Here is a 24121-nt window from a genome sequence, read left to right as displayed (position 1 = left end):
CCCCGTCCACTTTTAAAAGTGGGGTAAGCTTCCAGCTTGCCATCACCACATCGGGTGAATCGCAATCTGGAAGCTTACGCCATTAACTATGGACGGAGCGCTAGGTATTACGTTTGACACAGCACGAGCGTTTAGGCGGCGCGTCGACTGGATACCAAATCGTCTCGAACGCAGACGACGTTTTGAAATCCAAAGATTTCTGACTTCATCGTGTTCGTGGGAATCGGGATCATCGAATGCGGCAGCAGGCGATAGAATTGAAAGTTCGGCAACAACAGTCGGAAATCTCGCAGGAACGTCCGGCTGTAGACGTTCAGCGCGTTGAACTCGATCTGCAGCACTTTGATTGCACCACTGGCTATCACATCCTTGGCTCCGTTCAAAACCTCGCGCTCGTGGCCTTCGGTATCGATTTTGAGTAAGTCGATCTGTTGGATCCCATGGCGACTGACCACGGCGTCGAGTGTATCGACGGTCACATTGGTTGACGTGGTTTGTTGATGGTGGTGGTCGGTGATCACGTCTTCGTACACCGACGCATGGCAACTGCCATCGCAATCGTCACGATCAAACAGGATGGTCGATCCCGGTTCAGCGCCCAACGCGGCGTTGACCACGGTGACATTCGACGAAACAGATTGTTGCAGCTTCGTGAAATTCTTTGGGTGTGGTTCAATTGAAACGATGCGACTGGTGGGAAACTGCTTGCTAAGCATTCGCGTGTAGTCACCGACGTTGGCGCCCACATCGACGAAGGTTGGCGCGGCAACATCGCCCAGGAAACGTGGAAGCGCGGACTGAACAAAGTGAGCTTCACCGCTAACGCGAGAGCTTTCGTAGTTCATCACGCCCAGACCGTGCAGACTGCATTCGTACAACAAATTGTTGAATTTGTAGGAGACGCGGTTGCAGAACAGTTGTCGATAGACGGTCTTCAGAGTTCGTTTCATTAGATCGATTCAATTGTCGTTGGAGTGAAGGACCGGAAAAGGTGCTGGTCACTGTGCGGTGAAATTTGTGTCGGAGATCTATCGACGATCCGAGCCAGATTTCTCTCACGCGACTTTGCTGGCATGAAGTTCGGGAAGCCTTAATGACGAGGCGATTTTTCTGGCGTAAGCCGGAATCGAAAACTCGTTGTCAAACCGCGTTCGTGAAAGATGACCAATCCGCGCCGCCAGCTCACGATCGCTGTCGAGCTCGATCAGGGCCGCTGCGAGGGCTTGGGAGTCGCCTTCGGGAGTGATCCGGCCCGCCGGGCCGATGACTTCCGGAATCGCGCCGCTGTCGGAGCCCACGATTGGTAAACCCATCGCCATGGCATCGGCTAGCACGCCGCCGAATTGTTCTTTCCAGCGGGGCAGGGTTAGCGATGGCAACACTAAACAGTCAACCGCTTGGTAGAACCGCCACAAATCCGCTTTGGGTAGCAATCCGACATGGTGAACGCGGTGACGAAATTCAGATTCTTCGCACCACTGTTTCAACTCGTGATCTTGAGGACCGCTGCCGGCCAAGGCGACACAAAACCGGGGGTCGAGCGATCGAATCGCTTCCAGCAGAACCTTCCAGCCTTTTTCATGGCAGATGCGTCCGGCAAATCCGATCAAGAACCGATCGGGATCATTTCCCACAGGCATCGGCAACGGTTCCACGTTGTCCGGCGGCCCCTCCATACCGGCGACCAATGTTTCGGCAGGCACACTGCGCGGCATTCCGGCGTGTCGGATACCGTGGATCGATTCCTGGGAGGTTGCCAACAGAGTGTCAAGCCGCGACCACAGGGCACTGCGGGCAAACTTGCGCCAGGGCGGTCCCGGCCGAAAAATGTTTTCGCACACCGCGGAAACGATACGCGGTCCCGATGGGTTGCGACGACGATCGTGGCGGAAAACGCGGAGCACGTCTAAAGAAAGAGACTCCGTAGGTTCTTGTTGCAACCAGATCGCATCGGGTTGAATTTCAGCAAGGGTTTGTGCCAACCAGACGCGCCGTTTTCGTTTGTCGGTTTCTGGTAGCAAGCGGATGTCCGGCGCAAACGACTCATCGCGAGCGGTCTGCAGATCAATCCAGCCGAGTTGCTGATGCACGGCGGGCAATTCCGGTGGTGCTGCGGCGATCACCGCGGCGCGCACAGAATATCGATTGCAGATTTCGCTCATCGCCCGCCAATGGGGAGGGTACAGCGCGTATTTGCTGACCAGCAACAATGTGGGCGGTGATGTCATTGTTCGAAAATCCTTTTCGGCGCCGTTAGGCGGAACGCTTGTGTCCGTGATCGTTCAGACCCATTTTGGCAAAACAGCTATCAAACCGTTGTTGCCAAGTGTGTTCTGATCTGGCGCGATTCATTCCCGCAATGCGAATTCGTTCACGTGCTTGATCGTTGCTGAGATAGTAGCGCGCCTTGTCGATCAGTTCTTCTTCGTTGCGGTAAAACACGATCTCGTGATCGGGTTCAAAGAAGTCCGTCAATTCGTCAAAGGCTTCGACCAGGTAAAACGCGCCACTCATGGTGGCTTCGAAATCTCGCAGCCGGACCTGACGAATCGGTTCGGATCCATCGCTGGGCAATTCGGCCACTGCGGAAAAGCCCAGGCTGATTTTGCTGCGGCTGTACATTTTGATCAGATCATCATCTGACAACGGCGGTCCGCAACACTCCAGTGGCAACCGCTGTTGAACGGGTCGGCCTTTGAGATAATTGCGGACTCTGCGACGCAATTGCTTGAAGCCGGAAATCGGATCGGGTTCTTTGTTCCACAAGGGTCCCCAGGCGCGAATATCCAGACCCGCTTGATGCAGCGAACCGAGATAGTGTGACCGATTGCCGTAATTCTGTCCGACGAAGGTGATCGGATAGTCGCGTTTCAAGTCATACGACCGATAGACGTTTGGATTGGCGGCTTCCTGGCAATAGATCGGGTTCGCCCCGGCATCTCGATAGTCTTGCAGTCGAAACTTTTCTGGTACCAAGCAATAGTCGTAGGCAGCGGAAATCTCTTCGACCAGATGAAACTGGTACGACGCGTTGCAAAACCAATTGACCGTCGGAATCCCAAGTTTCCCGATGTCACGAATCACTTGAGGATCGACGTATGCCGAGTAGAAATAGCTGAAGAACAGATCGATCGGTTGTTGTCGGTGTGCCGCGTGAAGCTGACGGATCAGCGACTCACTAAAGTGGGTCCGGTTTTCATTGACAATGCGATGCTGTTCTTCCGTCTTGGGATCCAGACAGAAATTGAAGGGTTTGTAGTCGATGTCAAATTCGACCACCTGATGCCCAAGATCCACCAGCGAGTCATGCAGATTCGCGCGCCACAGCTGAGTCGCCACCATACTGCTATCGAGGGCGTAATCCGGGGCAGCGTAAAAAATTCTCATTGGCGGTGCGTATCAAAACAATGGGGTGGATTCGAGTCGCTTCAACGTGACCCGTCGCGTTTGACGGGACGAGTTCAGGCTGCCATCTGTTGAGCGTTGGGTCGATACGTGGCAACGACTTGCAGCCCGTAACATGCCAATTCCGTCGAACCCTGATCGTTGCGACTGAATCGTTCCAACATCCGCAGCATCACCTTGCGGGCGAGTTTTTCCCAAGGTCGCATGCGTTGGCCGGAGTAATGTGACCCGGCCCAACCGACTCGACGAACCTCTTGTGCGACCAGTTCAAAGAAATTGCCGTTGGGCGAAATGTCATCGATCTGGAATCCGCAGGCGCCCAGATGGGTTTCATAGAAGTAGCGGTTGAATCCCGTCGCAAAGTGATACGGGGCAAAATGTGTCAGACTGACAAACGGCGCGGTTAGCAGTAGTTTGCCGCCGGGGCGAAGCAGTCTTGAAAACTCGCGGATCGCAGAAAGTGGATCCGGCAGATGTTCAAAGACTTCGGTGCACAGGATTGCGTCGAACGAATGGTCTGGTTCGGGCACGTCAGAAATGTCACAGACATGGTCGAGTTTTCCGTACGACCATTTTTCCATCTGCAGTCCCTGCTTCTTCTGCTCGGGATTGTATTCGCCGAAATCTTGCGACACATACTCCAGGTGATCGCAGCACGGACGGAACCGTTGTTCACCGGCGCCCGCATCAAGGATCCTTGCGCCCTTGGACAAGTCACTCAGTTGCGATTCGATCCAACGGACGCGCCCGGCATCGTTGCCTTGTCCTACAGAATTCATCTAGCTCTCCTTAGCCAAAAACAGCCGCATCCATAGCTCTGCTGTGAAACGATGGCGGGGTCGGGGTCGACCATCAAACCACCTTTTTCGGTATCATCGGGAATCAATGCAAACTCGTTGAGCTCCAAATCGGAGAAACTCTCCAGGATTTGGTCATAGCTATAGACGCGATGGGCATTGAAACAAACGCGTGGTCGACCCACTGGAGTCACAAACAGCAGAGAACCACCTGGGGCGATGACACGCTGCAATTCTTGCATCGCTTTGAGATCACCCTCGGCGTCGATCGGATCGCCGTAGCGACCCAGGCCGACGTGTTCGACCACATGCATGCACGACAACGATTCGACACTGTTGTCTTCGAATGGCAGGTCTTGAAGGTCCGCTTGGCGACCGACCAGATTGTCCAGCTTCAGATTCGCCGGGCGATAATCGTAGAACTCCATCGGCACAAACGCCGAAACGTTGCTGACGAAATACAGTGACGATGAAATGTCGATGTGTTTTTCAGGCCGAAGCTTGGCCAGTACGCGCGAGGCCCAAGCGGTGTGATAGATGTAGTGGCGATCGAATCCGGTATTGGCCGTGCGGTCTTCCAAACATGGGTATCGATCGGCCCACTGCGCGGATTGCCGAGAAGTGCTCTGCGATGATCGCTGAAACTGCTGGTAGTCGCGTGAAAAACGCAATAGGTTCAGCATGCGATTGGGGACTTGCCATCCGGGCACCAGTCGATGAATTCTCATAGTTGGTTTGCTTGACTCGGCATTTGCGTCTGGTTCACAACGATGTAGGCACAGCCACATGGCATCGGCGCACGATCTTGCGACGTTGATTGGCACGCTATGAAATGCCACCCCCCTAGTGCAAGAGCGTTTTTTCTACACCCGCTATCGAGGGTCAGGCGCTGCGTGCATAGTGCCGCGACTTCATTTCGTCAGTTGCCTGGATGGCACGCTGGTACAGACTGAGATATTTCTCGGTTTGCACGTCCAAATCGAACTCACGACAAACAAGTTCGCGCGATCGCTGGCCCATTTGGCGGCGCTCGGTGGGATGATCGATCATCCATTGGATGCCGCGGCCAAGTTGATCGCAGTTGCCCAGGTCGGCTAGCATGCCGGTTTCCCCTGGGATCACAATTTCCGGGATACCGCCGACTCGAAACGCGACCGTGGGCGTGCCGCAGGCCATCGCTTCGACAACGGTTTGCGGCATGTTTTCACCCAGTGATGGCATGACGAACACGTCCGCAGCCGAGTAGACGCGGGCAAGCTGGTCCGGGGTCGTCAAGAAACCCGTCGTATGGACCTCGGGCAGCTGATGAAACGATGGAGCCTTGGAGTGATCTCCGAATCCCAGGCACAGCACCTCCGCCGGTGCACTCAGTTTTGACACTGCGCGGAAGAATTCTTGCATTCCTTTCCGCGGATTGCTCAGAGACGCCGCTCCAAATCCGATGATCGTGCGGTCGTTGGGCAGTCCTAATTCTTGCCTCGCACGCTGTTTATCAAGCGGGCGAAATTCAGTCAGATCGACACCGTTGTAGATCGTTTGAACGGTCGCCTGTTGCACCAGCCCGCTGTTTTCGGCGTGCCGCTGTAGCCAGCGACTGGGCGTGGCAATGTGTAAGTTTTTTCCAGCATAGGAATGGTATTTGACGTCGAAGCCACGTTTGGAAATGTCATTTGGCGCCCGTTTTCCCATGGCCAACTGGGGACAATTCCCACAGCCTCGCTGAAAGGCATCGCAACCATCGGCATGATGGCAACCACCGGTGATGGGGTTCATGTCGTGCAGGGTCCAAACCACTGGAAAATCATTCGCAATGGAGCCGAAGAAGCTGGTCCAGTCCAACCAGCGATTGACCCAGTGCAGGTGAAACAGATCCCCGGACAGCGTGCTCGCGTCGATCGGGGTTGGATGACTTCGCCAAGGCGTGGTGAACAACTCCAGCGACGGACTTCGCCCGCGCAGCTCGCGTTTGTCTCGCAGTTTGGACCGGGCCGCGTCGAACTGAGCCCGCCAACTGAGGGGCAGTTCTAGATTCAGGGGACGGCTGGATGATTCTTGTTCGTCGTCGGGTCGCCGGGCGGGTTTGTTCCAAAGTCGGCTGTCGATTCCTTTTGCAAGCAAACCCTCGTGCAATCGCGCCGCGGCAACCGCCGCGCCGCCAACCATTCCCGTGTTCAGCATGTCGACCGCGAGCGGACGTTTGTGGACGGACGTTGGCGACACTTGAACCCCCAGGATTTGGACAAAACTGACTTAGATTGGCCTGCGCGACCAGCAAGCAAATCTAGACAAGAGATTAGCCCTTATGACGGGTATCGGACGGCACCGGATGGTTGCTTTAGACTGGCTGGATAATCTGCAGTACTTCTGTCAAAAACAACGGCCGCGAACATGTCAACTTTCCAGAAGTTTTGCAAGTGTTGTGGCCAGCCCGCGCAGGGCATCCTCGTTGGGCAGGGTGATCGTCAGTTGTGGCCGTCCCGCGGGGTCTTTGTCGACACACTGGGACAATCGCTCGGTCAGCGCGGCGACCTGCTGGTCGTCAGGAGCTTTGTCGCCGGTTGAGGGGATCAATTCGCCGGCCAAAGAGAGCGCCGCGGAGATCAATTGGCCGGTTGCGGCGGAGACCTTTTCGCGTTTGGCCTGCAGCGTTTCGGCTTGGGATTCGACACGTCGTTGTTGGCTTTGGTCGACAGCGGCGGCCGGCAACGGATCCAGAATGGTTTCCAACCGACGTTTCAAATCCTCCATGCCACTTTGCATCGACACCGATTCAACATCGCTTTGCATATCGATCGACGCGTCGGCGAGTTCCTGTTTCGAGGCCAACGTGTTGAGCAGTCGTTCTTCGATGGTGTCGCCGACGGTGACCAGTTTGTAGATGTGCACCGGATTCTTTTGCCCCATCCGATAGGCGCGGGCGATACGCTGTTCCAGGACAGCCGGGTTCCAAGGCAGGTCGACGTTGATCACGGTGTTGGCCGCCTGCAGATTCAAGCCGGTCGATCCGGCGTTGGTCATACAGATCACTCGGCACTGGGGGTCGGTTTGGAATCGATCGACGATCGCGCCGCGTTTCTTTTGAGGGATCTGGCCGTCTAATCGGACATAGTCACAGCCCATTTGGTCCATTCGCATTTCGATGCGATCGAGCATCCGCCGCCACTCGCTGAACAGGACGATTTTGCGAGTCGGGTCGTCGATCAGCCCTTCGAGCAGTTCGGTCAAACGCTCCAGTTTACTGCTGTATTCCGGTTCTTCTTGATCGACCAAAAAGGTGCTGTCGCAGGACATGCGGGCCATCAGCAATGACTTTTGCATCCGCAACACGTCCATTTCGGTCATGTAGCTTTTGTTGACGATCTGCGCGACGATCGACAAATGCGAATCGTTGATCTCTTTCTGTTCCGCGGTGGCTTCGACACGAATGACTTCATCGGTTCGCTCGGGCAACTGTTTGGCGACTTCGGCTCGCGTGCGGCGCAACAGGATCGGTTGCAGCGATTCGCGCAGCTGGTCCAGCCGGTGATAGCCCAACGTCTTGCCTCTTTCGTCGACCACATGGTGTTTGTGAAAAAATTCGTACGCCGGTCCCAACCGGTCTTCGTCGACAAAGCGTGTGATCGTGAACAGATCGCCCAGGCGATTTTCCAGTGGCGTTCCAGAGAGCACCAATCGAAACGGGCTTTCCAGTTGGCGGATCACATTGCTGGTTTTGGATTCCCAATTTTTGATCCGCTGGCCTTCGTCCAGAATGATCAAGTCCCAAGGAACGTTCTCGATCGCCGTCAGGTCTCGCAGGACCTGTTCGTAGTTACAGATCGTGAAAAACGCATCGCTGCGGTATTGATCGGCGCGTTCGGCACCGGTGCCCAAGACGATTTGTGAGGAGCGCTCGCTGAAGCGATTGATCTCGCTTTGCCACTGACTTTTCAGCGAGGCCGGTGAAACGATCAAGACGCGTTTGATCTCGGCCAAGCGAGCCAGCAGTTCGGCGACACCGATGCCTTGAATGGTTTTTCCCAGGCCCATGTCATCGGCCAAGATCGCCCGGCCGGCGCCGGCGGCAAACGCGATGCCATCGAGTTGATAGGGCAACAGTGTGGCGTCCAGCAGTTCGGTCCGCAGCGGATGTTTTTCGACATCGTTGCGGATCGCGAGGCATTGTTGTTGCACACGAGCCTGGATCAGTTGACGTTGGATGAATGCTTCGGCGTCCGGGTAGATCGTGACATCGTGTCCGGCATTCTCCAGGGCTTCGATCCGTGTCAGTGCGTCGCGGCCATCGGTGATCACCTGTTGGTCGTCGAGGGCGACGATCTCTTGAACGGTTTCATCGCAGCGGTAGGGCAGATGAAATCGGATGCCTGGGTTTGCGCCATAGTCCAGGCCGACGGAGACCTTTTTGCGGCGATAGGGTGCGCGAAGTTTTGCACTGGAAAACCGCTTTTGGACTTTGGATTTCACATGCAAGATATGTTTGCAGGTGCCCAAGCGGTTGGTTCGATAATCGGGACAGCTGCAATAGCAGTCGCCCGGTTCGAAGCTGCGCACTGCGACGCGATAGGTGCGGCCGGAGCGTTCACTGCTGACGATGTAATCGGTCCAGGGTCGGTCGGTGTTGGTCGAGCGGACCTTCATTCGTTCCTCGACCGCCCGCTTGGCACGTTCGGCCAGCGCGCGTTGATTCAGTTCACTCGCCGTCAGGTGTTCCAGCGGGACCGATTCGTCCGGTGGTTGCGCCAGCCCCAGGTCGCTTTTGGCCTGCAGCAGATAATCCAGTGCGGCGCCCAGGTGAAGGCAGGGCATTTCGCATTGGTCGCAATTGGTTTGCAGCTGGCGATGGCGGCCGGATTGCAAGGTGATCGTAGCGATCGCCAACCCGCCGTCGACGCTGGCATCCGGAACCCGAACCCGCAGCAGATCACCGCCCAGAAAGACGTCTTCAAAGTCAACCGCTAGTTCTTGGGCACCGGTTCGCAGCAGTTTGGCACCTTCATCGCCCAGCAATTGGCAGGCCTGGGTGAAGGTCAGCGATCCGAGCCGCCGGTGAAAATGATTGCGTTGTTTCTTTCCGCCTGAGGTCGATGCGGCTGCTGATGCGGTGCTCATCCGGGAGATTCCTTTTTGCTGTGGTCGATTGACGCGACAGGAAAAAGTAGACCCGGATTGGTCATTGGGATCAAGCGCGATCCGGTTCAGTCAACTGGGATCATCTGGACGGCATCCAAGTGAACAAAACCCTTTGCCCCGGCGGTCATCACGATGATCTGGACGTCGTCGCCTTGTTCGACATCGACGGTGCCGACGGGGATGAATTCTCCCTCGGCAGTGCCTTGGTAGTTAACGTCCGTCTTGATGACTTGATCACCGTTGCGGACTTCCACCGGTGCGGCTTTGGATCGATTGTCAAACGGCGCGCTGCGGACCCCGATCTTGTAGCGACCGGTATTGGGCGCTTTGATGACGTAGGTTGCTGTCGCCCCGCTGCCGCCACTGGCGTATTGGTATCCATGGCCGACAAAGCGATTACCCGTTTCACCGCTGGACCATTTTCCCTTGCGTTGGGATTGTTGGTCATCGACCACGATGCCGCCCAGTGAATCGGGGTCCAGGCCTTTGGCAGGCCCCAGGGACGATGCTTTGGGCAGTGCGCCTTCGTCGATCGTGATCGGGGCCGATGGCGTGCTGCGGCGGGCTTTGCCGGGCAATTCCAGCATCTCCAGCAATTCGTCCAAGTGGTTTTCATAGACTTCGCGCGGGGTGCAGTTTCGCAGCGCGCAAATCGATGCGGCTTTACCGACCACTTCGCCCATCATGCCACAGGTCTTCATCACCCGGACGGTCCCCAATGCTTCGTGAGTGACGCTGACGTTCCGCCCGGCCATGAACAGATTGTCGATATTGCGACTGTAGAAACAGCGATAGGGGACGGGATAGCCGTACATCCGATCGACGCGGCGATCGTGCACGGCAATGCTGATGAAGGGATTCTCGGGGAACTTTTTTGCGTATTGTTCTTTGGGGTAGTGCAAATCGATCGACCAGGTGCTGGGGACACAACCGTCGGGAAATTCTCGTTTTTCGACCACGTCGTCTTGGGTCAGGATCACGTCACCGAGCAAACGATTGCTTTCTCGCGGTCCGCCGACGTAGGCAACCCAGCTGAGTACGGCGGTGGTGTGGTCGTCGGCACCGTCGCGATTTTTCATCGCATTGAAGGCGCCATAGACGGCGCGGAGGTTCCAATCGCGAATGCTTTCGGCACGACCGACGGCGTCTTTATCAAACCCGCTTTCCCAAAACCATTGGCCGTGATGATCCCGCGGATAGGGAAAGTCGGCCATGTCCAGATCCAGGGCCCAAGGCGTTTTGGGAAAGCTCTTGGGCGCATCGGTTTCGTCCCACCGCCACATGTTGCTCATCCCCATCCGGCCATCGGGCGCCATGTCGCTGTCGGCGCCGACAAATTGGCCCAGCCAACCGTGGCCGGTGCAATCGACAAAGCGGTCGCCGATCATTCGCACGACGGCACCGGTTTTGGTGTCCAGTGCATCGACCGAAACGATGTGATTGTCTTTGGTAGCGGCGGCAAAGGCGTGGTGGTTCAGCCACAGATCGATTTGTGGTTCGGCGCGGACGACGCGCTCTTTCAATTCGTCGCCGAATTCCTCATAGCGACCCGGTGACTTGGTGGCTTTGTCGGCAAATTCTTCGATGATCTCGCCGACGCGGGGAAACTTTCCACGGCGAATGTTTCCCATCGCCCACACACGGACTTCGCTCGACCCGTTGCCACCGAGCACTCCGCGGTCCTGGATCAATGCCACCCGGCATCCCATTCGCGCGGCGCTGATTGCCGATCCCATGCCGGCATAGCCGCCACCGACGACGACCAGATCGTAGGGTCCTCGCTGCAGTGGTTCGGCGGGCAGCCCCAGTTGCTTGCGTCGCCAGTCCGATAGCACTTCGTTTGCCGGTGGCGGGGTCTGGTCCAGGTTTTGGGTCAGGTAGACACAGTCACAGCGTCCATCAAAACCGGTCAAGTCCTTGATTCGCAGTTCGCTTTTCCCGCTCGCCAATTCGATCGTGCCGCCGTCCTGCCAATTCCAATCCTTTCCCGTGGTGCCAAAGGTCGGTTGCAACGTTTTACCGCCGAGTTGAATGTGGAATTTGCCCGGTGCTCCCGGCGCGTCCCAGCGGGCCACCCAATCAAATGTTCGCACCCAGACACGGTAGGTGCCCGCCTGCTGGATATCGATTTGCGTCACGGCGTCGGCAACCGGCGTCCCCAGCCCATGAGCCAGCAGGTAGGGTGACCCCATCTGTTGAATGAACTGGGTGTCCAATTTCCAGCCGCCCAGATCGTCGAAGCTTTCGGTTTCGACAAAAATCTCTGCAGAATTCTCCGCAGCGGCGTTACCCTCGTTGGCGGGGGCAGCGGCAATCCGACCGGTTTGGGCGATGACCGCCAAACTGCACGCGGCCAGGGCGATTGCGAGACGATGAAGGTGGTTGTGACAAGTATTACCGGTCATTTGGAAAGGCCTGATCGAGGGGGGGAGGCAGCGGGGCGCAGGATACACTGCAAGCGAACAAGTCACCGATTTTGGACATCCAATTTGATCAATTTCCCGCCAATGGGCAAATATTTCAGGCCCAGAGTTACCGATCCAAGATCACAAGATTGGGGCTGAGAATCACGACAAGATCAGCTAAACTAGCCCTCGAAAACCAGGGCATTGTCGATGCCTCACTGATTAAATCCAATAAGCTGCACGTTTGCGCCACGTGATGATCGTCCATCATCGCAGCGGTTCGCGTCAAAAAAAGATTGCATGGCCACCATCGAATCCCAGTCCAATTCCACCATGCCAGACTCCAGCGATACAGCGCCCGAGCCACCCAAGAAACGCGGTGTGCCGGAGGGTTTGTGGCTGAAATGTCCTGGTTGTGGGACCAGCGTTTACAAAAAGGAAGTGCAGCAGCGGCTGAACGTTTGCCCCAAATGTGAACACCACTTCTACGTCTCAGCGGCGCAGCGGATTGCCCAGGTCATCGACGAAGGCACCTTCGAACCGATGAACGAGCATCTGCAACCGACCGATCCGCTGGAGTTTTCCGACCGTCGCCGCTACGCCGAACGGTTGGTCGGCGAACAGAAACGAACCGGGCTGTCCGATGCGGCGGTGACCGGTACGGGAATGATTCGCGCAAGACGCGCTGCGTTGGCGGTGACCGACAGCGCCTTCATCATGGGCAGCATGGGATCTGTCGTTGGCGAACGCCTGGCGCGACTGATCGAGCATGCCACAGTGCAAAATCTGCCGTTGATCATCATCAGCGCCAGTGGTGGTGGGGCACGGATGCACGAAGGGATTCTGTCGTTGATGCAGATGGCCAAAGTCAGCGCGGCGCTGGCGCGCTACGATCAAGCCGGTGGATTGTTCATCAGCGTGTTGACCAATCCAACCATGGGCGGCGTTGCCGCCAGTTTTGCCTCGCTAGGCGATTTGGTGTTTGCCGAACCCAAAGCCTTGATCGGATTCGCCGGCCCGCGAACGATCAAAGCGACGATCGGGATCGAGTTGCCAGAGGGCTTCCAGACCAGCGAATTTCTGCTCGAACACGGCTATGTCGATCGCATCGTGCAACGCAAACATTTGAAAACTGAAATCGCCCGCGCAATCGACTATTGCGGAAAGTAACCAGCCATATGGGGATCTTTGATTCTGTCAAATCGATGTTCAGCGGTGGTGGCAGCGGCCAGTCCGTTGGCCGGATCGATCTGCAACGCCGGTTCTCGCTCGAACGCACGTCCGCAACCGGGACGATGTCCAAGTTCTTTGCCGCCAAAGACTTTGACCACGACCGACGAATGGTGGGTGTCAAGATTTTGGACCCGGAAAAGGTCGAAGCCTTTGAAGGTCGGTTTCGCCATCTGAAGAAACCGAGCGAGGGCGAGATCGCGCTGAAGATGCATCACCCCAATGTGGTGGAGACCTACGAGGTGGGTGTGTCGACCAAGGGGGATCCGGTGTTGATCATGGAATACATCGCCGGGCCGAGTATGCAGAACATCATCGTCAAAAAACAGGAGCATCACGTTGCCGGCAAACGGTTGATGTTGATCAAATCGATGAGCGAAGCGCTGAAATACGTGCACAACTTGGGATTCATTCACCGCGATATTTGTCCCCGCAACTTTATCCTGTTGCCGGATTCAACCGATGTCAAATTGATCGACTTTGGATTGACCGTCCCAGCCACGCCACCGTTCATGGTGCCGGGAAACCGGACCGGCACACCGCTGTACATGTCGCCGGAAATCGTTCGTCGACGGCCGACCGATAAACGTGTCGACTTGTTTTCGCTGGGCGTAACGTTCTACTGCTTGATCGCCTTCACGCATCCCTGGCAGGGTGATGAAGTGACCGGGCGGGCAGCATTGCACCATGACACGTCACCGCCCAAACCGTTGACCGAGGTCTGTCCGAACGTCGACACCAGTCTGGCACGCAGCGTGATGCAAATGATGCAGCCCAAAGTGGAAGATCGAACACCGGATATCGATCACTTTATTCAGGCCATCCGAAAGGTGAAAAGCGTTTACAAAGACGGTGCCCCGAGTCCACAGATTTGAAGTTTCGCTTTTGCGTGAGACATTGATTTTGGTAACCCGACGCGTCAGCGAGGGATGCAGTTAATTCCCTAAATCCCTCGCTCACGCGTCGGGTTACCATTCCCACGCTCATTTTATCGTCGAAGATTCAATCAATAGCCCGTGACGCTTCGGGTTGTGATCAAAACGTTACCCTAATAGTCCTCTGTTTTTGCGTGGCCGATCCGATATTCCATCGGCGGTCCACGATCCAACCCCTGGAGATGTGAAGCATTGAAGCAGTCTGTAGCAGATCGCTGGACGATCCAAGACGCGGCCTCCGAGTACGGTATCAACCGCTGGGGAGACGGATATTTTTCGATCTCCGAAGACGGCAACGTTCTGGTTTCGCCAGAGCGCGATCTGCAATCGTCCATTGATCTGAAATCATTGGTCGATCGGCTGTGTGATCGAGGATTGGAGTTGCCGATCCTGCTTCGATTCAATGGTATCCTGCGCGATCGGTTGCATCGATTGAACGATTGTTTTCAGCAGGCGATCGACGAACAGGGTTACCAGAATCGCTATCGCTGTGTGTTTCCGATCAAGGTCAATCAGCAGCGCGAAGTCGTCCAGCAAATCGTTGGCGAGGGCGCCAAATTGGGGTTCGGCGTCGAAGCGGGCAGCAAACCGGAATTGTTGGCGGCGATCGCGATGAGCGATCCGTCGGTGCCGATCGTCTGCAATGGATTCAAAGACGAAGAATTCATTCGCCTGGCGATGATGGCACAACGACTCGGTCGCAAGGTAATCCCGGTGATCGAAAAAGCCACCGAGTTGGACTTGGTGTTTCGCATCGCCGCAGAGGTCGGTGTTCGCCCGACGTTGGGAATGCGTGTCAAATTGGCCACCCGTGGCAGCGGTCGATGGCAGGCCAGTGGCGGATACCGCAGCAAGTTCGGATTGACCGTGGCCGAAATTCTGGCCGCACTCGATCGGATGATCGCATTGGATTTAGCCGACTGTTTTCAACTGTTGCACTTTCATGTCGGCAGTCAGATCGGCAACATTCGTCAATTGAAATCCGCCATTCTGGAAGCCGCCCGGATCTATGTCGACCTGCAACGACGCGGTGCGGCGATGGGCTATCTGGACGTCGGTGGCGGGCTGGGCGTGGATTACGATGGCACCCGTACCGATACCGAATCGAGCACCAACTATTCGATTCAGGAATACGCCAACGACGTCGTCTTTCATGTCCAAAGTGTCTGTGACGAAGCCGGGGTGCCGCACCCACAATTGATTTCGGAAAGTGGACGCGCCGTCACAGCCCAGCACAGCGTGCTGGTCACCGAGACCTTGGGTGTGACCAAACAGGGCAACCTGGATCTGCCGCCCTGGGCCACCGCCGTGGATCAACCCCAAGGCGAATTGGAGGGGCCACCGGAGGACTATGAAAAACCAGTGCTTGATCTGTGGGACGGATTTCAAGGACTGAATTCGAACAACGTGATGGAGACCTTTCACGATGCTCAGGTCTCGTTGGACTTGTGCATGAACCTGTTCAGCGGCGGATACCTGCCGCTCGAGCAGCGGGTGGCAGCCGAGAACATGTATTTTGCGCTCTGTCACCGCGTTCGTGACATTGCTGATAGCGCCAAACGTTTTCCCGAGGAACTCAAACACCTCGATCGAATGTTGTCCGACATTTACTTTGTCAATTGTTCGATCTTTCAATCGATGCCCGATGCCTGGGCGATCGATCAGTTGTTCCCGATCATGCCGATTCATCGATTGGATGAAGCGCCGACCCGAAATGCGGTGCTCGGTGACATCACCTGCGATAGTGATGGCAAAGTCGACTCGTTCGTCTGTGGCGAAGGCCGCAAGAAGACGCTGGCATTGCACCCGCTGGAACCGGGCAAGCCCTATCAGTTGGCTGTGTTTATGGTGGGTGCCTATCAAGAGATTCTAGGCGATCTGCACAACCTGTTTGGCGACACGCATGCGGTGCACGTCGAATGTGAAGCCGGAGCGGTGAAAGTTCGGTCGATCGTCAAAGGCGACACCGTGTCCGAAGTTTTGAGCTATGTTCAATACGAAGACCGTGAGTTGATCGAAAGCATCCAAGATTCCGTCGAAGATGCGATCGCTGAAAAACGTATTGATCACCTGCAGGCCGGCCAGACCATCGCGGCATTCGAACAGGCCCTGAAAGGTTACACCTATTTGACACTGGCACGAAACACAACGTCGATCGACGAGTTGTCGTTTCCGCCGCCAGACGAAACATCCTCTCGTTCAACCGAAAACGCATCGCCTTGAACCATCGCCATGCCACCGATGTGAATCGTGCCAGTGACGAATTGGGCAAACTGAGACGTGGTAGCCGAGTCGGCAAATATCGCCTGGATCGAAAGATCGGCAGTGGCGGGTTTGCCGACGTCTATGCGGCCACCGATACTCTGTTGTCGATCAAGGTGGCGCTCAAGATCCCGTGTACGAAATGGGTCTCCGATGACCTCGTGGATGAGTTTCGCCGCGAAGTCAAACTGACGCTCGGACTGGAACATCCCAACATCTTGCCGATCCGTGATGCCAGCTTCATCGACGGTCGCTTGGTAATCGTTAGCCCGCTGGCCTCGCGGACCCTGGACGATCGACTGAAAAAACGAATGGCCTTTGAAACGGCTTTCGACTTTGCCTCGCAATTGCTCGATGCCGTCGCTTATGCCCACAGCGAAGGTGTGATTCACTGTGATATTAAACCTGAGAACATCTTGTTGTTCGAAACCGATCAATTGAAGTTGGCTGATTTCGGGATCGCCAAAGCCGCACAGCGAACGATCAGTGGTTCGGGAACCGGCACACTGGGCTACATGGCGCCCGAACAAGCGATGGGCAAACCATCCGCCCGCAGCGATGTGTTTTCGATCGGATTGATCGCCTATCGAATGTTTTCTGGTAAGTGGCCGGAGTACCCTTTCGAGTTGCCACTACCTGGGGGGGCAGCGCTGCGAAAGAGAGTCCACCCCGATTTAATTGCTATCATCCGCAAATCCATCGCGGTCAAACCACGTGACCGGTTCGCTGATGCCGGAAAAATGGCTGTGGCGTGGGAAAAAACGCGATTGAAAGCGATTCGGTTCGCACGCCGCCATCGAGTGGGGACGTAGAATGGTGGCATGGAAACGACACTCGGCTCAACGGTCCGATATTACTTAGAAAGCGAGATGGATCAGGCCGACCTGATCGATGTCGCCGGGGGGCATTTCGTAGCGTTTTCGCGAACCTGTCCCGAGAAAGACGAGCCCAACGATGATAGCGCGGTCATCATCCATACCAGCGGCGGGGCGGTCGTGCTGGCCGTAGCCGATGGCGTCGGCGGTGCCCCGCTCGGTTACAAAGCTTCAGCGATAGCGGTGCAGTGTTTGGCCGAGACCTTGCTGGATCATGATGATGATCGCGATTTGCGGCCGGCCATCTTGGACGGGATTGAACGGGCCAATGCTGAGATCCTTGACATGGGGACCGGCGCCGCGACAACCATTTGCGTTGTCGAGATCAATCATCGCCGGGTGGCGCGAGGGTACCAAGTCGGTGATTCAATGGCATTGATCGTTGGTCAACGTGGCGCGATCAAATGGAAATCGGTGTCCCATTCACCGGTCGGCTATGCGATCGAATCGGGGTTGATCGATGAAATGGACGCGATGCATCACGACGAACGGCATCTCGTTTCGAATTTGGTCGGATCCCGCGAGATGCACATCGAGATCGGTCCGGCAATCGCTCTGGCAGCCCGTGATACAATTGTCGTCGGCAGCGACGGCCTGTTTGACAATCTGCACTTGAGCGAAGTGACAGCTTTGGCGCGTGTCGGACGCCCACTCGATCGAATCGACGCGCTGGTCAAATTAGCCACCGAGCGGATGCAGCAGCACGACGCCGACGCCCCAGGCAAACCCGATGATTTGGCGCTGTTGTTGATGACGCCCTGAATCGAGTCCCCGGGGTGCGCTGCGCGACCCCGGGCTAGGTTGTGCAACGCCTTCGGCGTGAAATCATGCGTTTGTGCCGGCTCCGGGGGATCCATGATGAATCCGAGGCCGGGATGCAGGATGACCGCAACGCGGTCCAACAGTTTAGCCCGGGGTCGCGCAGCGCACCCCGGGTGCTGATTCGTTCACGAACATTACCCCGAAGGGGTTGCAGACATTGTTGGACCCCGTTGGGGTCCCGTTGTAATTGGTGGTCGTTCCCGGGGTGCGCTGCGCGACCCCGGGCTAGGTTGTGCAACGCCTTCGGCGTGAAACCATGCATCTGTGTCGGGTCCGGGGGATCCATGATGAATCCAAGGCCGGGATCCACCATGACCGCAACGCGGTCGAACAGTTTAGCCCGGGGTCGCGCAGCGCACCCCGGGTGCTGATTCATTTACGAACGTTACCCCGAAGGGGTTGCAGACATTGTTGAACCCCGTTGGGGTCCCGTTGCAATTGGTGGTCGTTCCCGGGGTGCGCTGCGCGACCCCGGGCTAGGTTGTGCAACGCCTTCGGCGTGAAGTTATGCGTTTGTATTGGCACGTGAGATTCCCTCGCAAGCTATCATTCCCAAACGAATCGTTCATCAATCTCGACACCATATTTTTTACATAGTCGGCGAAATTCGTCTTGGAACGATTCCTTTTGATGATGTTGTTCTTGGTTTGTGATGTAGCTTGTCAACGCTTGCAAGTGGGAGGGGCTGATCGAAAAGGCTCCGTAGCCGGTTTGCCAATAGAAGTTCCCAATCGACAATTCACGTTTGGCCCACTCCGATGAGTCTCGCTTCAATTCACGAATCAATTTTGCGATGTCGATTGTCTTCCCAAGACGACAAAGCAGATGGACATGATCTTCGACACCGCCGACGATAATTGCGGGTGAAAGTTGGTTTTTACAAACGCCCGCCAAATAAGAATGCATGCGCTGACGACAATCCGAATTCTTCAGTAACGGTTGTCGATGTTTCGTGGCAAAGACCAGATGGACGTAGAGTTGTACTAGAGATTGCCCCATCACCCGGATCCCCGTTCACGGTGTAAACAAAACGTTTGGATGGACCATCAATTGTACACCTTTGCGATGTCAGGGATGTTCTTCAACCCCGTTGGGGTCCCGTTGCAATTGGTGGTCGTTCCCGGGGTGCGCTGCGCGACCCCGGGCTAGGTTGTGCAACGCCTTCGGCGTGAAGTTATGCATCTGTGTCGGGTCGGGGGGATCCATGATGAATCCAAGGCCGGGATGCAGGATGACCGCAACGCGGTCGAACAGTTTAGCCCGGGGTCGCGCAGCGCACCCCGGGTGCTGATTCATTCACGAACGTTACCCCGAAGGGGTTGCAGATGTTTGTTGGACCCCGTTGGGGTCCCGTTGCGATTGGTGGTCGTTCCCGGGGTGCGCTGCGCGACCCCGGGTTAGGTTGTGCAACGCCTGCGGCGTGAAGAGTGCAGCGCCGGCTTCACACTCCGGTGGATTTGACCAACACTCGTTGATCATCGGCGGAGGTGGCAACGACATTGACCAAATCGCCGGCCGTATGAGTTGAATGCTCACTGACCCATTCGGCCGGTGCGTAGCGACAGGTCGTTCCCCGCAGCAAACGCTGGGAAGCAGCGCCGCTGTTGAGAGTGGTCAGTTGGCGATCGGATTCGACCAAGACCTCGAGAGACTGACCGACCAGGCTTTGGAAATAGTCGCGTCGCAACTCGGTTTCCAATTCACCCAAGCGATGCACGCGTTCGTTTTTCAGATCGCCTGCCAATTGGTCAGGCATCTCGGCGGCCGGTGTGCCGCGGCGAGCACTAAACGGAAAGGCGTGAATTTTGGAAAAACCGGCGGCGCGGCAGGTTTGCAGCGTTTGCTCGAATTCGGATTCGGATTCACCGGGGAAGCCGACGATGATGTCGGTTGTAATCGCGGGCTGCCGGAGTGCTTCGTTGAGCATTCGGCAGCGATCTAAAAACATCCGCGTGCCCCAGCGACGTCGCATCCGACGCAGCACCGAATCGCTGCCGGATTGCAAACACAGGTGTACATGCGGTACCAGACGGTGGGGGTACTCGGTCATCACTGCGATCAAACTGCGTGTGACCTCGGTGGCTTCGATGCTGGAAAGTCGAATGCGAAACTCACCTGGTAGTTCACACAGCCGTCGAACTAAATCAGACAACCGTGTCCATTGTTCACGTGGCTTGTTGCGATTCCAGTCGACGCCGTAGTGGCCCAGATGAATCCCGGTCAACACGACTTCGCGGTGCCCGGCCTGGGTCAGTCGCGCCACTTCGTCGACGATGTGTTCCAGCGGCCGAGAGGTCAATTCGGGTCGGACGTGGGGGATGATGCAATAGCTGCATCGCAACAGACAGCCATCTTGGACTTTCACATAGGCGCGGTGCCGGCCGGAAAACCCATCCAGGCCGGTCGGCACGTCGACGACGCCAAACCGCGACATCAGATCGGGCAGTTCGCGTTTGTCGGTCACGACTTCGGCGACACCCGGCAGCGTGGCAACCTCATCCGGTGCGCGGGTGGCGTAACATCCCATCACAACGATTCGGGCATCGGGATTGTCACGTGCCATGCGGCGGATCACCTGGCGACTTTTGACGTCACCCTGATTGGTGACGGTGCAGGTGTTGACGATGCAGACATCGGCCTGTTCATTGCCCTCACAGTCTTCAAACCCGACCCGCTGCAATCCTTGGCGAACAAGTTCGGTTTCGTATTGGTTGACTTTGCATCCCAGTGTGGTGACGCGGAGCTTTGCCGGCATGTATCGGTGAGTGGGAGAAACGGAAGGTTGGATGAAGGGGGGCAGATCGGCGGGAACTGTTCCCGGTGCCGTTGGCCGGTTATTCGGCGACCGGTTCGATTGTTGCGCTCATGCTGCCCTTGCAGCGCGCGATCAATTCGTCTTTGCCATAGGCGTGGATTTGGTCGCGTTTAAGCTCGGCATGTTCCAAGGTGGTGGTCATGCAAATGGCTTTGCCACAGCCGTCAACTTCGGTCGCGATCTGGAATCCCTTTTCGACCGGATAGCGAAACAGTTGGCGCATCATCAACACGACGTACTGGTAGCTGTGATCGGTATCGTCCCAAAGGATCACGTTGTACCGCGGTTGCTTTTTCGCTTTCTTTTTGTTTGCTTTTTCGACAACCGGATCGGCAACCGTGACTTGCTCGTCTGACATATTCGTTAATCGCTCCGTGCTAGCCCTCTGTCTTTCGAATTGCGTGACCCCTATTGTAGCGCGGTCTGAGAACCGTAGGCAGACCCGATTTTGACGGTTTTTCCCGATTTCTATCCCTCAAAACAGATCATTCGCCGTGTCTGATCCTCGAGAAAATTCGGCTTCGACAGCCGCCGATGGAACGTCATTTGACCAATTGCTGCAAGCAATCGACGTCAACAAGCAGCGTTATTTAACGGATCTAGTGGAGTGGCTGCGGATCCCCAGTGTCAGCAGTGACAGCGGGCGGGTTGCCGACGTCCGTCGCGCCTGTGATTGGGTACACGAAAAATTCGCCGCCGCCGGGTTGAAAGTGCAAACGGTTGAGACCGACGGGCATCCGTTGGTCATCGCCGAAACGCCAGCGGTGCCGGGTGCCCCGGTGGTCCTGGTCTATGGTCACTATGACGTGCAACCGGCCGAACCGTTGGATCAGTGGATCAGCGGCGCATTCGAGCCGACGATCCGTGACGGTGATCTGTTTGCCCGCGGAGCGACCGACGACAAGGGGCAGGTGCTGACGCACATCCAAAGTGTTTGTCAGTGGTTGTCGACGGGAGTGCCGCTGCCGCTGCAGATCAAGTTTTTGGTCGAAGGCGAAGAGGAAGTCGGCAGCGGAAATTTGGAACGGATGTTGCCCGAATTAGCCGACCGTTTGGCATGTCATTGTGTCGTGATCAGCGACAGCAGCCAATATGCTGATGGACAACCGGCGATCACCTATGGATTGCGAGGCATCGCGACCTATGAACTGACCGTCCGCGGACCGAGTCAAGATTTGCACAGCGGTTCGTTCGGCGGCGCGGTGAAAAACCCCGCGATCGCACTTTGCCAATTGTTGTCATCGATCGTTGATTCCCAGGGCCGGATTCAAATCCCCGGCTTCTATGATCGCGTCGAACCGTTGACAACCGAGCAACGCCAGCAATGGCAACAATTGCCACAGACCGACGAGGCGTTTGCGAGTGGCATCGGCGTCAACGAACTGTTCGGCGAACAGGGCTACACCACCGACGAACGACGCTGGGCACGACCCACATTCGACATCAACGGTTTGACGTCGGGACATCAAGGGGAAGGCGTGAAAACGATCATCCCCGCGGTGGCGCACGCCAAAATCAGTTTTCGTCTGGTGCCAAATCAAGACCCCGCGGAACTGACACAGCAATTGCAGCAACACCTGACCGATCATGCGCCGCCGGGGGTCAGCTGGACGCTGGAATCGGATCATGGTGCGCCGGGAATGTTGACCGGGATCGACACGCCGTTTGCGAAGGCCGCCGAGCAAGCCATCGAGCAAGCGTTCGGGACCAAGCCGGTGTTCATCCGCGAAGGAGGCTCGATTCCGATTGTCACCCGTTTCCAGTCCGTGCTCGATTGCGATTGCCTGTTGCTGGGCTGGGGATTGTCGGATGACAACCCCCACAGCCCCAATGAAAAGTTTCGCGTCCAGGACTACTACCGTGGCATCCAGGCCTCCGCCAGGCTCTGGAACGAAATCGCAAAACAGTCAAACTAGGCGTCTTCCCCGCGTCAGGCCGGGCGAGACCGATTCATCCATTCAGTTCCATTCCCACTTGTAAGTCATGCTTGATCGGAAATTCATTCTACAGAACGCCCAACTGGTCCGCGAAAATTGCGAGCGGCGTGGTGTTCCCTGTGATATCGACCGGATCGTCGAATTAGAAACGCAGCGGGTTCAACAGTTGCAACTGGCCCAGGAACTCAATCGACAGGCCAACGAATGCAGCAAACAAATTCCCCAGGCCGGTGACGATGCCGAGCGACAAGCATTGATCGCCAAGGGGCGGGAATTGCGCCAGCAGAAAGACGCCGCCCAGAAAGCCTGTGACGAACACGAGGCAGAGATCGTTGCCATTCAGACGCTGGTCCCCAACCTGACGCATCCCGATGCCCCGACCGGCGGAGAGGACGATGCCAAAGAATTGTCGTTCGGCAAAACCGCCAAGCCGGAATTTGATTTCCAGCCGCTCGATCACTTACAGTTGGGCGAAAAGCACGACCTGTTTGATTTCGAAGGCGGCGCCCGCGTCGCCGGTGCCGGGTTCTATTTTCTGCGAAATGCTGCGGTGCGTTTGGATTTGGCGCTGCAACAGTTCGCAATCGCGTTTCTGTCCGAGCGGGGATTCACTCCGGTCTCGACGCCCGACTTGGCGCTGACCAGTGTCTTGCAAGGCACCGGTTTTAATCCGCGTGGTCCGGAAACCCAGATCTACAGCATCGAGAATACCGAACTGAATTTGGTTGCCACCGCTGAGATCACCTTGGGCGGCATGATGACCGATCAGACACTCAGCGATACCGAATTGCCGATCAAACTGTGCGGGTTAAGTCACTGTTTTCGTACCGAAGCCGGTGCGGCCGGTCGGGCGTCCAAAGGGCTTTACCGGGTGCACCAATTCACGAAAGTCGAGATGTTCGCGTTCACCTTGCCCGAGCACAGCGACGCGATCCACGAGCAGATGCGCTCGTTGGAATGTGAGCTGTTTGATGCACTGGAAGTCCCCTACCGAGTCGTGGACACGGCGAGTGGCGATCTGGGCGGACCGGCCTATCGCAAGTACGACTTGGAAGCCTGGATGCCCGGTCGCGGTGACAACGGCGAGTGGGGTGAAGTGACCAGCACCAGCAACTGCACCGACTATCAAGCGCGGCGGTTGAACGTTCGTTACAAGACCGCCGGCGAAAAGGGCACCAAGTTTGTGCACACACTTAACGGCACCGCTGTCGCGACCGGGCGGGCGATGATCGCCGTGCTCGAGAACCACCAGCGCAGCGATGGCAGCATCGGTGTGCCCAAGGTATTGCAGCCCTGGATGGGTTGTGACGTGATCGGTTGATCTCAGATCGTAGCGGATCCTGCCGGGGTTCCGTCGGGCTGGGGCGTGCGTTTTGAAGTTGCGATTCTATCCCAACCCGACGCGTCAGTTTTGAAGTTGCGCTTTTCTGGTAACCCGACCGGGCTGTTGATTTAATTAGCCGGTCGCTAGTTGGTGTGGAGGATTTATCCGACCGGCTTTATTCTTC

Annotated in this window: 18 protein-coding genes; 7 read left to right on the top strand and 11 right to left on the bottom strand. The window is 56.5% G+C overall.

Features of this window, described 5'->3' with window-relative positions; all coding sequences use genetic code 11:
• Positions 1 to 131: 131 nt before the first annotated feature.
• The 8 genes from NHH03_RS02340 to NHH03_RS02305 all read right to left on the bottom strand — a co-directional run bounded on the left by NHH03_RS02340 (position 132) and on the right by NHH03_RS02305 (position 11737).
• The gene (locus NHH03_RS02340; RefSeq protein ID WP_253154129.1) at positions 132 to 950 is read right to left on the bottom strand and encodes an FkbM family methyltransferase; all 819 of its coding nucleotides are present in this window, start codon (positions 948 to 950) and stop codon (positions 132 to 134) included.
• Between the two features lie 105 nt (positions 951 to 1055).
• Positions 1056 to 2228 (bottom strand): glycosyltransferase family 4 protein, encoded by a 1173-nt coding sequence (locus NHH03_RS02335; protein WP_253154128.1) that lies wholly within the window; start codon positions 2226 to 2228, stop codon positions 1056 to 1058.
• A 25-nt stretch (positions 2229 to 2253) separates the two neighbouring features.
• Positions 2254 to 3387: a CgeB family protein gene (locus NHH03_RS02330; RefSeq protein ID WP_253154127.1), complete on the bottom strand. Its 1134-nt coding sequence runs from the start codon at positions 3385 to 3387 to the stop codon at positions 2254 to 2256.
• Positions 3388 to 3461: 74 nt separating this feature from the next.
• A complete protein-coding gene (locus tag NHH03_RS02325) occupies positions 3462 to 4184 on the bottom strand; it encodes a class I SAM-dependent methyltransferase (protein WP_253154126.1) in 723 nt (240 codons plus the stop codon).
• Positions 4181 to 4930 (bottom strand): DUF268 domain-containing protein, encoded by a 750-nt coding sequence (locus NHH03_RS02320; protein ID WP_253154125.1) that lies wholly within the window; start codon positions 4928 to 4930, stop codon positions 4181 to 4183. Before NHH03_RS02320 ends, NHH03_RS02325 begins: the two co-directional genes overlap by 4 nt.
• Positions 4931 to 5084: 154 nt before the next feature.
• The gene (locus NHH03_RS02315) at positions 5085 to 6422 is read right to left on the bottom strand and encodes a glycosyltransferase (RefSeq protein WP_253154124.1); all 1338 of its coding nucleotides are present in this window, start codon (positions 6420 to 6422) and stop codon (positions 5085 to 5087) included.
• A gap of 171 nt (positions 6423 to 6593) precedes the next feature.
• Complete coding sequence (locus tag NHH03_RS02310) at positions 6594 to 9311, bottom strand: DEAD/DEAH box helicase (RefSeq protein WP_253154123.1); 2718 nt, start codon at positions 9309 to 9311, stop codon at positions 6594 to 6596.
• An 86-nt stretch (positions 9312 to 9397) separates the two neighbouring features.
• Positions 9398 to 11737, bottom strand: coding sequence for an FAD-dependent oxidoreductase (locus NHH03_RS02305; protein ID WP_253154122.1), 2340 nt, complete (start codon positions 11735 to 11737; stop codon positions 9398 to 9400).
• 300 nt (positions 11738 to 12037) lie between these two features.
• Between NHH03_RS02305 and accD the strand changes: the two genes are divergently transcribed.
• From accD to NHH03_RS02280, 5 genes are all read left to right on the top strand, one after another.
• Positions 12038 to 12907: an acetyl-CoA carboxylase, carboxyltransferase subunit beta gene (gene accD / locus NHH03_RS02300; protein ID WP_390895478.1), complete on the top strand. Its 870-nt coding sequence runs from the start codon at positions 12038 to 12040 to the stop codon at positions 12905 to 12907.
• A gap of 8 nt (positions 12908 to 12915) precedes the next feature.
• Positions 12916 to 13842, top strand: a complete 927-nt coding sequence (locus tag NHH03_RS02295; protein WP_253154121.1) for a serine/threonine protein kinase — start codon at positions 12916 to 12918, stop codon at positions 13840 to 13842.
• Positions 13843 to 14094: 252 nt separating this feature from the next.
• Positions 14095 to 16125 carry a biosynthetic arginine decarboxylase gene (speA, locus tag NHH03_RS02290; RefSeq protein ID WP_253154120.1) on the top strand — a complete coding sequence of 677 codons (2031 nt, stop codon included), beginning with the start codon at positions 14095 to 14097 and terminating at the stop codon, positions 16123 to 16125.
• Positions 16122 to 16976, top strand: a complete 855-nt coding sequence (locus tag NHH03_RS02285; RefSeq protein ID WP_253154119.1) for a serine/threonine-protein kinase — start codon at positions 16122 to 16124, stop codon at positions 16974 to 16976. Before speA ends, NHH03_RS02285 begins: the two co-directional genes overlap by 4 nt.
• 9 nt (positions 16977 to 16985) lie before the next feature.
• A complete protein-coding gene (locus NHH03_RS02280; protein ID WP_253154118.1) occupies positions 16986 to 17801 on the top strand; it encodes a PP2C family protein-serine/threonine phosphatase in 816 nt (271 codons plus the stop codon).
• A gap of 606 nt (positions 17802 to 18407) precedes the next feature.
• On the opposite strand, the gene tnpA is transcribed toward NHH03_RS02280, so the two are convergent.
• From tnpA to NHH03_RS02265, 3 genes are all read right to left on the bottom strand, one after another.
• On the bottom strand, positions 18408 to 18860 hold the full coding sequence (gene tnpA / locus NHH03_RS02275) for an IS200/IS605 family transposase (protein ID WP_253154117.1): 453 nt from the start codon (positions 18858 to 18860) through the stop codon (positions 18408 to 18410).
• A gap of 442 nt (positions 18861 to 19302) precedes the next feature.
• Complete coding sequence (gene mtaB / locus NHH03_RS02270) at positions 19303 to 20616, bottom strand: tRNA (N(6)-L-threonylcarbamoyladenosine(37)-C(2))-methylthiotransferase MtaB (RefSeq protein WP_253154116.1); 1314 nt, start codon at positions 20614 to 20616, stop codon at positions 19303 to 19305.
• A 79-nt stretch (positions 20617 to 20695) separates the two neighbouring features.
• Positions 20696 to 21034, bottom strand: a complete 339-nt coding sequence (locus NHH03_RS02265; RefSeq protein ID WP_253154115.1) for an ATP-dependent Clp protease adaptor ClpS — start codon at positions 21032 to 21034, stop codon at positions 20696 to 20698.
• Between the two features lie 136 nt (positions 21035 to 21170).
• Between NHH03_RS02265 and NHH03_RS02260 the strand changes: the two genes are divergently transcribed.
• Complete coding sequence (locus NHH03_RS02260) at positions 21171 to 22592, top strand: dipeptidase (RefSeq protein WP_253154114.1); 1422 nt, start codon at positions 21171 to 21173, stop codon at positions 22590 to 22592.
• A gap of 67 nt (positions 22593 to 22659) precedes the next feature.
• Complete coding sequence (gene serS, locus NHH03_RS02255) at positions 22660 to 23934, top strand: serine--tRNA ligase (RefSeq protein WP_253154113.1); 1275 nt, start codon at positions 22660 to 22662, stop codon at positions 23932 to 23934.
• The last annotated feature ends 187 nt before the right edge of the window (positions 23935 to 24121 follow it).

Source organism: Stieleria tagensis (assembly GCF_024129865.1).
Classification (GTDB): Bacteria; Planctomycetota; Planctomycetia; order Pirellulales; family Pirellulaceae; genus Stieleria; species Stieleria tagensis.
Note: the sequence above shows the minus strand (reverse complement) of the source record. Positions and strands in the feature narration are given on the sequence as shown.

What these genes read in the sequence shown, in the direction of transcription:
- NHH03_RS02280 (WP_253154118.1), top strand. Translation starts at nt 16,986, where the DNA reads ATGGAAACGACACTCGGCTCAACGGTCCGATATTACTTAGAAAGCGAG.
- NHH03_RS02320 (WP_253154125.1), bottom strand. Translation starts at nt 4,930, where the DNA reads ATGAGAATTCATCGACTGGTGCCCGGATGGCAAGTCCCCAATCGCATG.
- NHH03_RS02265 (WP_253154115.1), bottom strand. Translation starts at nt 21,034, where the DNA reads ATGTCAGACGAGCAAGTCACGGTTGCCGATCCGGTTGTCGAAAAAGCA.
- NHH03_RS02330 (WP_253154127.1), bottom strand. Translation starts at nt 3,387, where the DNA reads ATGAGAATTTTTTACGCTGCCCCGGATTACGCCCTCGATAGCAGTATG.
- mtaB (WP_253154116.1), bottom strand. Translation starts at nt 20,616, where the DNA reads ATGCCGGCAAAGCTCCGCGTCACCACACTGGGATGCAAAGTCAACCAA.
- NHH03_RS02305 (WP_253154122.1), bottom strand. Translation starts at nt 11,737, where the DNA reads ATGACCGGTAATACTTGTCACAACCACCTTCATCGTCTCGCAATCGCC.
- tnpA (WP_253154117.1), bottom strand. Translation starts at nt 18,860, where the DNA reads ATGGGGCAATCTCTAGTACAACTCTACGTCCATCTGGTCTTTGCCACG.
- NHH03_RS02295 (WP_253154121.1), top strand. Translation starts at nt 12,916, where the DNA reads ATGGGGATCTTTGATTCTGTCAAATCGATGTTCAGCGGTGGTGGCAGC.
- serS (WP_253154113.1), top strand. Translation starts at nt 22,660, where the DNA reads ATGCTTGATCGGAAATTCATTCTACAGAACGCCCAACTGGTCCGCGAA.
- accD (WP_390895478.1), top strand. Translation starts at nt 12,038, where the DNA reads ATGGCCACCATCGAATCCCAGTCCAATTCCACCATGCCAGACTCCAGC.
- NHH03_RS02340 (WP_253154129.1), bottom strand. Translation starts at nt 950, where the DNA reads ATGAAACGAACTCTGAAGACCGTCTATCGACAACTGTTCTGCAACCGC.
- NHH03_RS02325 (WP_253154126.1), bottom strand. Translation starts at nt 4,184, where the DNA reads ATGAATTCTGTAGGACAAGGCAACGATGCCGGGCGCGTCCGTTGGATC.
- NHH03_RS02335 (WP_253154128.1), bottom strand. Translation starts at nt 2,228, where the DNA reads ATGACATCACCGCCCACATTGTTGCTGGTCAGCAAATACGCGCTGTAC.
- NHH03_RS02310 (WP_253154123.1), bottom strand. Translation starts at nt 9,311, where the DNA reads ATGAGCACCGCATCAGCAGCCGCATCGACCTCAGGCGGAAAGAAACAA.